Annotated in this window: 10 protein-coding genes; 8 read left to right on the forward strand and 2 right to left on the reverse strand. The window is 63.6% G+C overall.

What is annotated here, in order from left to right:
- Window positions 1-53: 53 nt before the first annotated feature.
- Window positions 54-707: a Crp/Fnr family transcriptional regulator gene (locus tag L0C60_RS07820; RefSeq protein WP_234505821.1), complete on the reverse strand. Its 654-nt coding sequence runs from the start codon at window positions 705-707 to the stop codon at window positions 54-56.
- A 3-nt stretch (window positions 708-710) separates the two neighbouring features.
- Window positions 711-2,507: an AfsR/SARP family transcriptional regulator gene (locus L0C60_RS07825; RefSeq protein ID WP_243092646.1), complete on the reverse strand. Its 1,797-nt coding sequence runs from the start codon at window positions 2,505-2,507 to the stop codon at window positions 711-713.
- A gap of 95 nt (window positions 2,508-2,602) precedes the next feature.
- Between L0C60_RS07825 and L0C60_RS07830 the strand changes: the two genes are divergently transcribed.
- The 8 genes from L0C60_RS07830 to L0C60_RS07865 form a co-directional block, all read left to right on the forward strand.
- Window positions 2,603-3,391 (forward strand): c-type cytochrome, encoded by a 789-nt coding sequence (locus L0C60_RS07830; RefSeq protein ID WP_234505829.1) that lies wholly within the window; start codon window positions 2,603-2,605, stop codon window positions 3,389-3,391.
- A gap of 2 nt (window positions 3,392-3,393) precedes the next feature.
- On the forward strand, window positions 3,394-6,984 hold the full coding sequence (locus L0C60_RS07835; RefSeq protein WP_234505831.1) for a nitrate reductase subunit alpha: 3,591 nt from the start codon (window positions 3,394-3,396) through the stop codon (window positions 6,982-6,984).
- Between the two features lie 12 nt (window positions 6,985-6,996).
- Complete coding sequence (gene narH, locus L0C60_RS07840) at window positions 6,997-8,532, forward strand: nitrate reductase subunit beta (protein WP_234505834.1); 1,536 nt, start codon at window positions 6,997-6,999, stop codon at window positions 8,530-8,532.
- Between the two features lie 9 nt (window positions 8,533-8,541).
- On the forward strand, window positions 8,542-9,054 hold the full coding sequence (locus tag L0C60_RS07845) for a nitrate reductase molybdenum cofactor assembly chaperone (RefSeq protein ID WP_234505837.1): 513 nt from the start codon (window positions 8,542-8,544) through the stop codon (window positions 9,052-9,054).
- Window positions 9,055-9,057: 3 nt separating this feature from the next.
- Window positions 9,058-9,735 carry a respiratory nitrate reductase subunit gamma gene (gene narI, locus L0C60_RS07850; RefSeq protein ID WP_234505840.1) on the forward strand — a complete coding sequence of 226 codons (678 nt, stop codon included), beginning with the start codon at window positions 9,058-9,060 and terminating at the stop codon, window positions 9,733-9,735.
- A 3-nt stretch (window positions 9,736-9,738) separates the two neighbouring features.
- A complete protein-coding gene (locus tag L0C60_RS07855; RefSeq protein ID WP_234505843.1) occupies window positions 9,739-11,064 on the forward strand; it encodes an MFS transporter in 1,326 nt (441 codons plus the stop codon).
- A complete protein-coding gene (locus L0C60_RS07860) occupies window positions 11,064-12,395 on the forward strand; it encodes an MFS transporter (RefSeq protein ID WP_234505844.1) in 1,332 nt (443 codons plus the stop codon). The genes L0C60_RS07855 and L0C60_RS07860 overlap by 1 nt, the downstream gene beginning before the upstream one ends.
- 100 nt (window positions 12,396-12,495) lie before the next feature.
- Window positions 12,496-12,649, forward strand: a 154-nt coding sequence (locus L0C60_RS07865; RefSeq protein ID WP_243092647.1) for a DUF2249 domain-containing protein, incomplete at its 3' end; no start/stop codon positions are given.

A 12,649-nucleotide genomic window follows, 5' to 3' on the forward strand; every position in this document is an offset into this window, starting at 1 on the left:
GCAAAAGTCAAGTATTTCACTCGGATTTCTTAGGTTAAAAGCGATCATCGCTCTCACGAGATCTCCTCCTCTAGCGCCTTGGGGTTAGGGATTTCCACCTTCCGGCCGGAAAGGCGGATCAGCCCCCGCCGGTAAAGCTCCCCCAGGTTGCGGGAAACCGCCTCGGGCACGGTGCCCAAAAGGGCGGCGAGCTCGGGGTTGGTGGGCAAGGGGAAGCCCTGGCCCTTTGCCCGCAACTCCTCCAGCAAAAACTCGCAGAGCCTCTCCCGCACCTCGTGGAAGACCAGGCGGTCCAGGAGGTGGAGGAGCTGGCCTTGCCGGCGGGCCAGGTAGCGGATCAGGGCCCGGGCCAGGGGGGGTCTTTCCTCCACCAGGCGGAAGAAGGCCTCCTTGGGGATGGCCAGGACCTGGCTTTCTTCCAGGGCCTCGGCGCTGGCGGGGTAGGTGGGCCGTTCCAGGAAAAGGGCCACCTCGGCCAGGACTCGAGCGGGCCCCTCCACGTGGAGGACCACCTGCTTCCTGCCCTCGGGGTCTAGCTTGTAGACCTTGATGAGCCCCTTTTGCACCACAAAGAGGGCCCGGACGGGCTCCCCCTCCAGAAAGAGCACCTCCCCCTTTCGCAGGGGGCGGGGTCGGGCTTCCCGGGCCAGGGCTTCCAGGTCCTTGGGGTCCAGCTCGCGGAAGAGGGGTACTTGGGAGAGGTCCATGCTTCACCCCTTCAGGGCATCGAGGCGCCTTTTGGCTTCCTGAAGGAAGGGCTCCAACTTTAAGGCGCGGGCGTAAGCTTCCTTGGCCACTTCCCTGTAGCCTAGGGCCTCGGCCAGGTCCCCTAGGCGCAGCAGGCCGGAAAGGGCCCTTTCTTGGAGGTAAGTCCGTTCCGCCTCCGCCCACTCCCCGTAGGGGTCGTCGCCGAATAGGGGGCCTTTGTAAAGCTCCAGGGCCTGGCGGAGGGTTTTGAAGGCGGAAAGCCCATCCTCTAGGTCCGCTTTACGCATGAGCTCCTCAAAACGCTCAAAGTCCAGGAAGCGCCGCTCCGGGAGGCGCAGGCGGTAATACTCCCCCTCCCGCTCCACGATGCCGGGCAAGGCCTTGCGCAGATGGTAAACGAGGGCGTAAACTTCCTGCCGGGCCCGCTCGGGCTCCAACTCGGGGAAGAAGGCTTCGGCCAGGTCATCCACGTAGAGGGCCCGGTCCTTGTTGGCCAAAAGGAACTTGAAGAGGCGGTAAGCCCCGGTGCGGCCAAAGTCCTTGGGGGAGAGCTCCTTGCCGCGGAAGTAGAGGCGGAAGCCTCCCAGGGCGTAGACCTCCAGGTCAAGCTCCCGCGCCCCGTTTTGAGGAAAGAGGAGGAGGGTAGCGAGCCGGGAAAACCACAAGGCGGGAGCGGCAGGGCCGGTGGGGGGCTTGGGCGGACGGGCGTGAAACAAGGTGCCCACGGCCACCACTTGCCCCTTGGCCCAAAGGGGCAAGCAGATCCTGGGCCTCCCTTCCGCTTCGGGGCAGTGGGGAAGGCCGTTTTTCAGGCCCACCACCTCCCCGCGCCAGGCGGGGCAGTCCCGCATGGCGCACGGGGGGACGAGCCCCAGCTCCATCCGCTCGCCGCCGGGGGTCACCAGCCTTACCCCGGTGGCCTGGGCGAGCCGTTTGAGCGCCTGGAGGAAGGTGTGCCGGGCCTCAGCAACCTCCCCCCGGTAGAGGCGTTCCCCTAGGGCCAAAAGCCCCACCTCGCCCAGGCGGGTGAGGAGGGTGTAGAGGGTGCTGGCGAAAAGAGGAGCAATGCGGGAAAGGGCCTCGAGGGCCTCCTGGTGGTCCAGTTCCGGGTTCCGCGCCGCTAGGTTGAGCACGCCGATGAGGCCGTGGGGAAGCTCCAGGGGGTAGCAGATGTAGGTCTGGTAGCCCAGCTGCTTCACCTTTTGCCGCAGGTACCGGGGGTCTTGCTGCAGAGTGTGGGTGAAGAGGGGTTCCCGATGGAGGGCCACGATTCCCGGGTATCCCTCGCCCAGGTGAAACCATGGTTTCTCCAAAAACGCTTCCCGGTGTAGCCCCTCATAAGCGGTGAGGATCAGGTGGTGTCCCTCGGGGTCGGCGAGGAAGAGCTCGGCGGCGTCCATGCCCAACCCCTGGCGCAAGACGCCTAGGAAGCTTTCCAAGGCGTTGGGGAAGGCTTCCGGGTGACGCAGGAGGTGCTGGGTGAGCCGGGAAAGCTCCAGGAGTAGATCCGGGGGTTCAGCCCGCTCGGGGTAGAGCTCCACCAGGTACCCGCCGTTTTCCCGGTAGCCCTGGCAGCGAAACCGCTTCCCCTTGAGGAGAAGAGGGGTGCTGGCCCGGTAAGCGCCCCGTTTCAGCTCCCGCTGCACCGGGCAACGGGCGCACAAGGGGCGGCCAAAGGGATCTTGGCCCTGCACCAGCTCGGCGCAGGGGCCTCGGCCTTCCAGGCCCAAGGAGGGGTCCGCCTCCAGGACCTCGGCCAACCCTTCGGCGGTGAGCCTAAGCCGGACTAGAGGCCGCATCGCCTTCAGGGTAGGCCTCTTCTCTTAGGACAGATGTCCCGGGCTGGGCAAGTGGTTGCGAGGCGGTGCCCCCACACTAAGGGCCGGAGGTGAGGATGAAGCGAAGGCTCTATCCCCTGGTCCTGGCCTTCCTCCTGGCCCCTGCCTTGGCCCAGGAGGGGAAGGCCCTTTACGGCCAGTTCTGTGCCGGCTGCCACGGGGCCGAGGCCCAGGGCGTCCCCGGAGCTATCCCGCCTTTGGCCGGGAACCCCAGGGCCTTAGACGAAACCCACGTGGTCCAGGTGGTGCGCCAAGGGCTTTCCGGACCCTTGGAGGTGGGGGGCGTCACCTACAACGGGGTCATGCCTCCCATGCCGCAGGTTTCCGAGGCCCAAGCCCGGGCCATCGCCCAGTACCTGAAAGGGCTTTCCGGAGCCAAGCCCGAGGGACCAGCGCCGGTGGCGACCCAAGGGGATCCCGCCTTGGGCCGGGCCCTTTACCTGGGCCAAAGGCCCTTGCAAAACGGCGGCGCTCCCTGCCAGGCCTGCCATACCGTGGCCGGGTTGGGTTTCCTGGGGGGTGGTTCCCTGGGCAAGGACCTCACGGACGCCGCCAAGCGGCTGGGAGGGGAGGCGGGGCTCACCGCCTTGCTCACCAACCCCGCCTTTCCGGTGATGCGGGAGGCGTATAGGGGCAGGCCCCTCACCGAAGCCGAAGCCGCCGCTTTGGCTGCGTTCTTGGTGCAGGCTTCAGAGGAAACCCCCAGGCCATCTTCCTTGTACCTGGGCCGCTTCTTGGTGGCCGGGGTGTTTCTTTTGGGGCTTCTTCTGGTCTACCAGGCGGCGGTTTGGCAACTCCGCCCCAAGAGCTTGGCGGAGCGCATCCGGAGCCAGCTTAGGAGGTGAGCATGAGAGACTGGATCAAGGAAGTGGAAAACCCGGCGGAAAGGAAGTGGGAGGAGTTTTACCGCAACCGCTTCCAGCACGACAAAAGGGTGCGCACCACCCATGGGGTGAACTGCACCGGCTCCTGTTCCTGGGAGGTCTTCGTCAAGGATGGCATCGTCACCTGGGAACTCCAGGCCACGGACTACCCGAGCCTCGAGGCTGGCCTTCCTCCTTACGAGCCCCGGGGGTGCCAGCGGGGCATCAGCTTTAGCTGGTACCTTTATAGCCCCATCCGGGTGAAGTACCCCTATGCCCGGGGGGCCCTTTTGGACCTCTGGCGGGAGGCTAAGGCCAAGCACCAAGACCCTGTGGCTGCCTGGGAGGCCATCCAGAGCGATCCGCACAAGCGTAAGCGCTACCAAAAGGCGAGGGGCAAAGGGGGGTTCCGCCGGGTGACCTGGGAGGAAGCCCTGGAACTCATCGCTGCCGCCGTGGTTTCCACGGTGAAGCGGTACGGGCCTGACCGGGTCATCGGGTTTTCTCCCATCCCTGCCATGAGCCAAATTTCCTACGCCGCTGGAAGCCGCTTCCTCTCCCTCTTGGGCGGCGTTCCCATGAGCTTTTACGACTGGTACTGCGACCTGCCCAACGCTTCGCCGGAGATCTGGGGGGAGCAGACGGATGTCCACGAGTCCGCTGACTGGTACAATGCCCGCTTCATCGCCGTCATGGGCTCCAACCTCAACATGACCCGCACCCCGGACACCCACTTCATCGCCGAGGTGCGGCACGCCGGGGCGAAGCTCACCGTGTTCAGCCCCGACTTCTCCCAGGTTTCCAAGTACGCTGACTGGTGGATTCCCATAAACCCCGGTCAGGACGGTGCTTTCTGGATGGCGGTGAACCATGTCCTCCTAAAGGAGTTCTACGCCGATAAGGAGGTGCCCTACTTTCAGGAATACCTGAAGCGCTACACGGATAGCCCCTTCCTGGTGGAGATCAAGGATGGCCGTCCCGGGCGCTACCTCCGGGCGAACCGCCTTTCAGCGTACGCCGAGGAGGAAAACGGGGACTTTAAGCTTCTCGTCTACGACGAGACCAAAGGTCCCCGGATGCCCGGGGGGACCTTGGGCTTCCGCTGGCAGAAGGAAAAGGGCAAGTGGAACCTGAAGCTGGAAGACCCCAAAACCGGCGAACCCCTTAACCCCCGCTTGAGCCTTCTCGGGGTGGAGGATGCGGTGGTCCTGGTGGAGCTGGACGATTTTGCCTCGGACCGCAAGCTCAAGCGTGGGGTTCCTGTGAAGTACCTCACCACCAAGGAAGGGGAAAAGGTGGCGGTGGCCACGGTCTTTGACCTGCTCATGGCCCAGTTCGGGGTGGGCCGGGGTTTGCCCGGGGACTACCCGCAAAGCTACGAGGACGACCTGCCCTATACCCCGGCTTGGCAGGAGAAGTGGACGGGGATCCACCGGGAAACCCTTCTCCGGTACGCCCGGGCCTGGGGAGAAAACGGGCTTAAGACCCAGGGGAAGAACCTCATCATCATCGGCGCGGGCATCAACCACTGGTACCACAACAACCTCATGTACCGCGCCGGGATCGTGGCCCTCATGCTCACGGGAAGCGTGGGCGTGAACGGGGGCGGCCTTGCCCACTACGTGGGCCAGGAGAAGCTCGCCAACCAGGCCAGCTGGGGCCCCATCGCCTTCGCTACCGACTGGGGTTACCCCCCTCGGCAGCAGAACACGCCGAGCTTCCACTACGTCCACTCGGACCAGTGGCGCTACGAAAGGGGCTTCTCCGCCTACGACAAAACGGCTCAAGGGTTTACCGACCACACGGTAGACCACCAGGTGCGTGCCGTGCGCAAGGGATGGCTTCCCTTTTTCCCCCAGTTCAACAAGAGCCCCTTGGAGGTGGTGAAGGAGGCGGAGGCCAAGGGTGCCAAGACCGAGGCGGAGGTTGTCCAGTACGTGGTGGAAGCCCTGAAGCGGGGTGAGCTTAAGTTTGCCGTGGAAGACCCGGATGCTCCCGAGAACTGGCCGAGGGTCTGGTTCATCTGGCGGGGTAACGCCATCGGCACCAGCGCCAAGGGGCACGAGTTTTTCCTGAAACACTACCTGGGTACGCACACCAACGCCATCGCCGAGGAGGTGGCGGAAGGACACGTAGCGGAGGTGGTGTACCGCAAGCCTGCCCCCGAGGGGAAGCTGGACCTGGTGGTGGACCTCAACTTCCGCATGGACACCAGCGCCCTTTATTCCGACCTCGTTCTCCCTGCCGCCACCTGGTACGAGAAGGATGACCTGAACACCACCGACCTCCACACCTTCATCAACCCCCTGCAGGCCGCCGTGCCCCCCTCCTGGGAGTCCAAGCCCGACTGGGAGATTTTCAAGGCCATCGCAAAGAAGGTCTCCGAGATGGCTAAGGCCCACCTGCCCACCCCCGTGAAGGACATCGTCATGATCCCCTTGCAGCACGACACCCCGGACGAGATGGCCCAACTTTGGGACCAGGACTGGAAACGGGGCGAGGTGGAGCCCATCCCCGGGAAAACCATGCCCAAGTTCCGGGTGGTGGAGCGGGACTACACCCAGCTTTACGAGAAGATGGTCACCCTGGGTCCGGTGGTGGAGAAGAACGGGGTGGGGATGCACGGGCTTGCCATCCCGGTGGAGGATTTTTACAAGGAGCTTGCCGAGCGCCAACCCCGGCTCTACCAAGGGGAGAAGCGGCCGAGCCTCGAGGAACCCCGCCAGGTGGCGGAAGCCATCCTCTTCCTGGACCCCGTTTCCAACGGGGAGCTCGCTTACCGGGCTTTCTTGGACGAGGAGAAGAAGACCGGGGTAAAGCTCACCGACCTGGCGGAGGGCAACCGCCACGTGCGCATCTCTTTCAAGGACATCGTGGCCCAGCCCCGACGCCAGCTCACCACGCCCACCTGGAGCGCTATCCTCAACCACGGCCGGGCCTATAGCCCCTACACCCTGAACGTGGAGCGCCTGATACCCTGGCGCACCCTCACGGGGCGGCAGCACTTCTACCTGGACCACCCCAACTACCTGGCCTGGGGGGAACACCTGCCCACCTACAAGCCCCGCCCCGAGGTTCATATGCTCCAGGAAACGGAAAGAAGCGCCAAAGAGGCCCAAGGCAAGCTGATGAACTACATCACCCCCCACGGCAAGTGGTCCATCCACTCCACCTATTCCGAGAACCACCGCATGATGACCCTTTCCCGGGGCGGTTATCCCATCTGGCTCAACGATAAGGACGCTGCTGAGCTCGGCATCCAGGACAACGACTGGGTGGAGCTTTTCAACGACAACGGGGTCTTCGTGCAGCGGGCTATCGTTTCCGCCCGCATCCCCCGGGGCACGGTCTTCGTCTACCACGCCACGGAGCGCACGGTAGGCATTCCCAAGAGCCCGCTGAGGGGCCAGCGGGCGGGGATGAACAACTCCATCACCCGGGCCCGCCTCAAACCCGTGCTGATGTCGGGCGGCTACGCCCAGTTCACCTACGCCTTCAACTACTGGGGGCCTGTGGGGGTGAACCGGGACACCTGGGTCTATGTGCGCAAGCTGGAGAAGCCCCCGGAGTGGTAAAGGAGGAAGCCCATGAAGGTTAGAGCCCACATGTCCATGCTTTTCCACCTGGACAAGTGCATCGGCTGCCACACCTGCTCCATCGCCTGCAAAAACCTCTGGACCGACCGCAAGGGAGCAGAGTACATGTGGTGGAACAACGTGGAAACGCGGCCCGGGGCCGGTTACCCCACGGGCTGGGAGGACCAGGACCGCTTCAAGGGGGGCTGGGCCTACAAGGACGGCCACCTGGACCTTAGGCTCCACTCCCGTGCCCAGGGCCTTTTCCGCCTCTTCTTCAACCCGGCCCTGCCCTCTTTGGACGACTACTACGAGCCCTACACCTTCCGTTATTCCGACCTCTTCACCGCTCCTGAAACCGAGTACCAGCCCACGGCCATTCCCGTGTCCATGATCACCGGGGAGCCCATGACCCCGGAGGCGGGGCCCAATTGGGACGACGACCTGGGGGGAAGCCCCCTCTACGCCCAAAACGACCCCAACCTCAAGGTCCTAGACCCCGAGGTGCGGGCGCAGCTTCAGGAGATTGAGGGGGTGGTCTTCCAGTACCTGCCCCGGATCTGCAACCACTGCCTGAACCCCGCCTGCGTGGCCGCCTGTCCCAGCGGCGCTATCTACAAGCGGGCCGAAGACGGCGTGGTCCTGGTCAACGAGAACAAGTGCAAGGCTTGGCGGATGTGCGTGGCCGCTTGCCCCTACAAGAAGGTCTACTACAACTGGGCCACGGGCAAGAGCGAGAAGTGCATCCTTTGCTTTCCCCGGCTGGAGACCGGCCAGGCCCCGGCCTGCGCCCACTCCTGCGTGGGACGGATCCGCTACATGGGGGTCTTGCTTTACGATGCCGACCGCATCCCCGAGGCGGCCATGGTGCCGGACGAGGAGCTGGTGGCTTCCCAGCTCTCCCTTATCCTGGACCCCTTTGACCCCGAGGTCATCGCCGCCGCCCAGGCCGAAGGAATAGACGAGGGCTGGATCAAGGCGGCCCAGAACTCGCCCATCTACAAGTTCGTTAAGGTCTGGCGGCTCGCTCTCCCCCTCCACCCCGAGTACCGCACCCTGGCCATGATGTTCTACGTTCCTCCCCTCTCCCCGGTGGTGGCCACGGTGGAGAAGGCCCTGCGGGCGAGCCAGGGCAATGGAGGCCTGGTGCGGCTGGACCTGCCCGAAACCGACCTGGACTTTGAGCTATACGCCAGCTTGGACAGGGCCCGCATGCCCGTGACGTACCTGGCGAACCTCTTCGCCGGCGGGAACGAGGCCCTCATTCTGCCCATCCTCAAGAAGATGTTGGCGGTGCGCATCCTCAAGCGGCAGGAGAGCCTCGAGGGCCGCCCCACGGAAAAGGCCCTACAGGTTCTGGCGGACGCGGGGCTTTCCCTAGAGGAGGCCGAGGCCATTTACCGCCTCACCACCTTGCCCACCTTGGAGGAGCGGTTCGTCCTGCCCCCCTACCACCGGGAGATGGCCGCCGAGGTGTGGAACGACCCCCTGGCCGCCAAGGGTGAGGCGGGCTTCGGCTACATCCAGCCGCCCGTGCGGGGGGAGTAGGAGGGAAGCATGCCGAACCCCATCCTGTTGGAAACCTTGGCTCTGGCCTTGGACTACCCGGTGCCGGGACGGCTTGAGGAGCTTTGGCGCCGGTGGATTGAGTGCCCCAGGAGCCCAGCCAAGCAGCGGTTGGAGCGCTTCTTGCGGCAGGTGGAGGACCTTTCCTTGGGCGAGTGGGAGGAGCTCTACACCCGTACCCTGGACCTTACCCCCACCACCGCTCCCTATGTGGGCTACGCCGCTTACGGGGAAAGCTACCTTCGGGGCGAGCTCTTGGCGGCTTTGGCGCGGGCTTATCGGGAGCTTGGCCTTGACCCAGGGAGCGAGCTTCCCGACCACCTGGCGAACGTCCTCCGCTACCTGGCCCGTTGCCAGGCGCCCTTGCCTGAGCTTTTGGAAATCCTGCCCAAAGCGCTTTCCGAGATGCAACGCACCCTGAAGACCCTGGACGCCAAGAACCCCTACCTTCTGCTCCTCGAGGCCGTCCAGGATGCTTTGCAAGAGGTCTTGACAAGGAGGTGAAGGATGAACTGGAACACCCTCCTTTTCGGTGCCTTCCCCTACATCGCCCTCACCTTGGCGGTGGTGGTCACCGCCTACCGCATGGTCTACCGGCCCTTTTCCGTTTCCGCCCAGTCTAGCCAGCTTCTTGAGCAAAAACGCCTCTTCTTCGGCTCCACCGCCATGCACTGGGGGCTGGTGATCGTTCTCCTAGGCCATCTCTTGGCCCTCTTCCTCCCCAAGGGGCTTCTCCTTTGGAACGCGGTCCCCTTGCGGCTTTACCTCTTGGAGATAACCGGGCTTGGCCTGGGCCTTTGGGCCTTGGCGGGCACCTACGTCCTCCTTGCTCGCCGCATCGCCGTGGCTCGGGTGCGGGCGGCCTCCACCCCTATGGACTACCTGGTCTTGGTCCTGGTCTTCGTCTCCGCCCTTACCGGGGTGCTCACCGCCCTCCTTTACCGCTACGGGAGCTTCTGGTTCCCTGCGGTGATGACCCCCTACCTGTGGTCCGTCTTCACCCTCCAACCCAGGCCCGAACTCCTTGTGGACCTGCCCTTCTGGACCAAGCTCCACGTGTTCAACTTCTGGCTCCTTTTGGCCCTCTTCCCCTTCTCCCGGCTCGTGCACATCGTCACCGTGCCCCTGGGGTACCTGGTGCGGTCCTGGCAAATCGTGATCTGGGTTAGGAAGCTGGCGAGGTGAACCATGGTCCACGACCCTAGGCAACTGGAAAGGGAAAGGCCAGATCGGCTTCGCGTCCTCTGGCTTTCTACCCTAGCCTTCACCCTGATGTTCGCTGTCTGGCTCATGTTCGGGGTGCTGGGCGTGCCCATCCGCAAGGAGTTTGGCCTCTCGGACGTGGAGCTTTCCTGGCTTTCTGCGGTGGCCATCCTGAACGGCTCCTTGTGGCGGCTTCTGGCAGGCATCCTCGCCGACCGCTACGGGGGAAGGCTGGTCTTTACCCTAATGCTTTTCTTCACCGCCATCCCCGCCTACTTGGTGTCCCGTGCCGGAAGCTACCAGGAGCTTCTCCTTTACGCCTTCTTGGTGGGTTTTGCCGGCAATAGCTTTAGCGTGGGCATCGCCTGGAATTCCGCCTGGTTCCCCAAGGAGCAACAGGGCTTTGCCCTTGGCCTTTTCGGGGCGGGGAACGTGGGGGCCAGCGTCACCAAGTTCATCGGCCCGGCCCTCATCGCCAGCATCCCGCCTGCGGGATATCTGGGGGGGCTTATCCCCGGGGGTTGGCGCTTTATCCCCTTCCTCTACGCCATCCTTCTAGTGCTCATGGGCTTTGTCCTCTGGTTCGGCACCCCCAGGAAAGACAAGCGCCCCGGGCAGGGGCGTCCCTTCCTGGAGATGCTTAGGCCCCTCAAGTACGTGCGGGTCTGGCGCTTCAGCCTCTACTACGTGGTGGTCTTCGGCGCCTACGTGGCCTTGTCCGCTTGGCTTCCCAAGTACTACGTGGATGTCTTTGGCCTGCCTTTGCACGAGGCAGCGCTCCTCACCGCCCTTTTCATCTTCCCGGCAAGCCTCCTCCGCCCCGTGGGCGGGTACTTCTCGGACCGCCTAGGGGCTCGGCGGGTCATGTACTGGACCTTCGGCATCATCCTCTTCGCCTCGGGCATCCTCATGATGCCCGAGGGGCACATCGTCCTCTATACCAAGGGGGGGACCAAGGAGGTCATGCAGTTTACCATGAACGTCTGGCTTTTCACCCTTCTCGTCTTCCTCATCGGGGTGGGGATGGGCATCGGCAAGGCGGCGGTGTACAAGCACATCCCCACCTACTTTCCCCAGGACGTGGGCGCGGTGGGAGGGTTGGTGGGAATGCTGGGGGCATTGGGAGGTTTCTTCCTCCCGCCCCTTTTCGCCTACGCCCAGGCTTGGACGGGCTTGCCCCAGATGACCTTCTTCGTGCTCTTCGTTCTCACCGCCATCGCCTTCCTTTGGATGCACTTCACGGTGATCCAGCTTCTCCAAGAGGAGGCCAAGCACCTGCGGCACGAGTTTGAGATGAAAGGAGACCGGTAATGACCAAGAGCACCAAGGGTACGTGGATTACGGATTGGAACCCAGAAGACCCTAAGCGCTGGGACCCTGCCTTGGCCTGGCGCACCCTTTGGATTACCACCTTTAACCTCACCCTCTCCTTCATCACCTGGTATGTGGTGAGCGCCCTGGTGGTGCGCCTGCCCAAGTCCGGCTTCCCCTTGGACACGACCCAGCTTTTCTGGCTCACCGCCATGCCGGGGTTAGCGGGGGGGACGTTGCGCATCGTTTGGACCTTCCTGCCGCCTATCTTGGGCACCCGGCATCTCGTGACCTTTTCCACCTTGCTCCTCCTTGTGCCGCTATTGGGCTGGGGCTTCGCCGTGCAGAACCCCAATACGCCCTACTGGGTTCTCCTCCTGCTGGCCTTCTTGGCCGGCGTGGGCGGGGGAAACTTTTCCGGCTTCATGCCCTCCACCAGCTACTTCTTTCCCAAGCGCCTGCAGGGAACGGCCTTGGGCTTGCAGGCGGGGATCGGCAACTTTGGGGTTTCCGTGGTGCAGTTTGTAACCCCTTGGATCATCGGTTTTGCCCTCTTCGGCTCCTTGTTGGGCGCTCCGCAAACCTTTACCCCCAAGCCCGGTCTCAGCCAGCCCATCTGGCTGCAAAACGCCACGTTTGTCTGGATTCCCTTTGTTTTGGTGGGGGCCTGGCTCGCATGGACCTTTTTGCGGAGCGTTCCGGTACGGGCCAACTTCCGCGAGCAGTTTGACATCTTCCGCGACAAGCACACCTGGATCATGACCAGCCTCTACATCATGACCTTCGGCTCCTTTTCGGGCTTTTCCGCCATCTTCCCCTTGCTCATCCGGGAGGTCTACGGGAAGTTCGATGGCGCCCCCGATCCCTTGCGCTATGCCTTCCTTGGTCCCCTGGTGGGTTCCTTGGCCCGGGTGTTGGCCGGGCCCATTACCGACCGCTTCGGCGGGGCCATTGTGACCCAGGTGTCCGCCATGGGTATCCTCGTTTCGGCCCTCTTGGTCACCCTCTTCACCCGGCCCACTTCATTGGAACAATTCCCCTTCTTTGTGCTGGCCATGCTCCTGGTTTTCTTCTTTAGCGGGGTGGGCAATGCCAGCACCTTCAAACAGATGCCCATGATCTTCCCCCCGAGGCAGGCGGGTGGGGTGATCGGCTGGACGGCGGCCATCGCCGCTTATGGGCCCTTTATCTTCTCCACCCTGGCCGCCTACACCCAAAAGGCCACGGGGGGCTTTACCGCCTTCTTCTACGGCCTCATGGTCTTCTACGCCCTGAACCTCTTCCTGAACTGGTACTACTACGCCCGTAGGGGGGCGGAGAAGCCCTGTTGAGCCGAAGCCCAACGGGTGGGCCTCCGCCAAAGGCGGGGGCTTTTCCCTTTGACCTAGGTCATGGCAAGAGGAGGACTGGCCCGGGGAAACTGAGGGCGCTATGGAGCTGGACGTTCGTCCCATACCCCCAAGAGAGCGGCACCCACGGATCTTTGGCGTCTTTGACAGCTTGGAGCCGGGGGAGAGTTTCGTCTTGGTCAACTCAAAACTTGCACTTATGCACCCTGGGGATAGTTATGCTCGGGGGACCACTT

Origin of the sequence: Thermus hydrothermalis, from assembly GCF_022760925.1 — a bacterium.
Lineage (GTDB): Bacteria > Deinococcota > Deinococci > Deinococcales > Thermaceae > Thermus > Thermus hydrothermalis.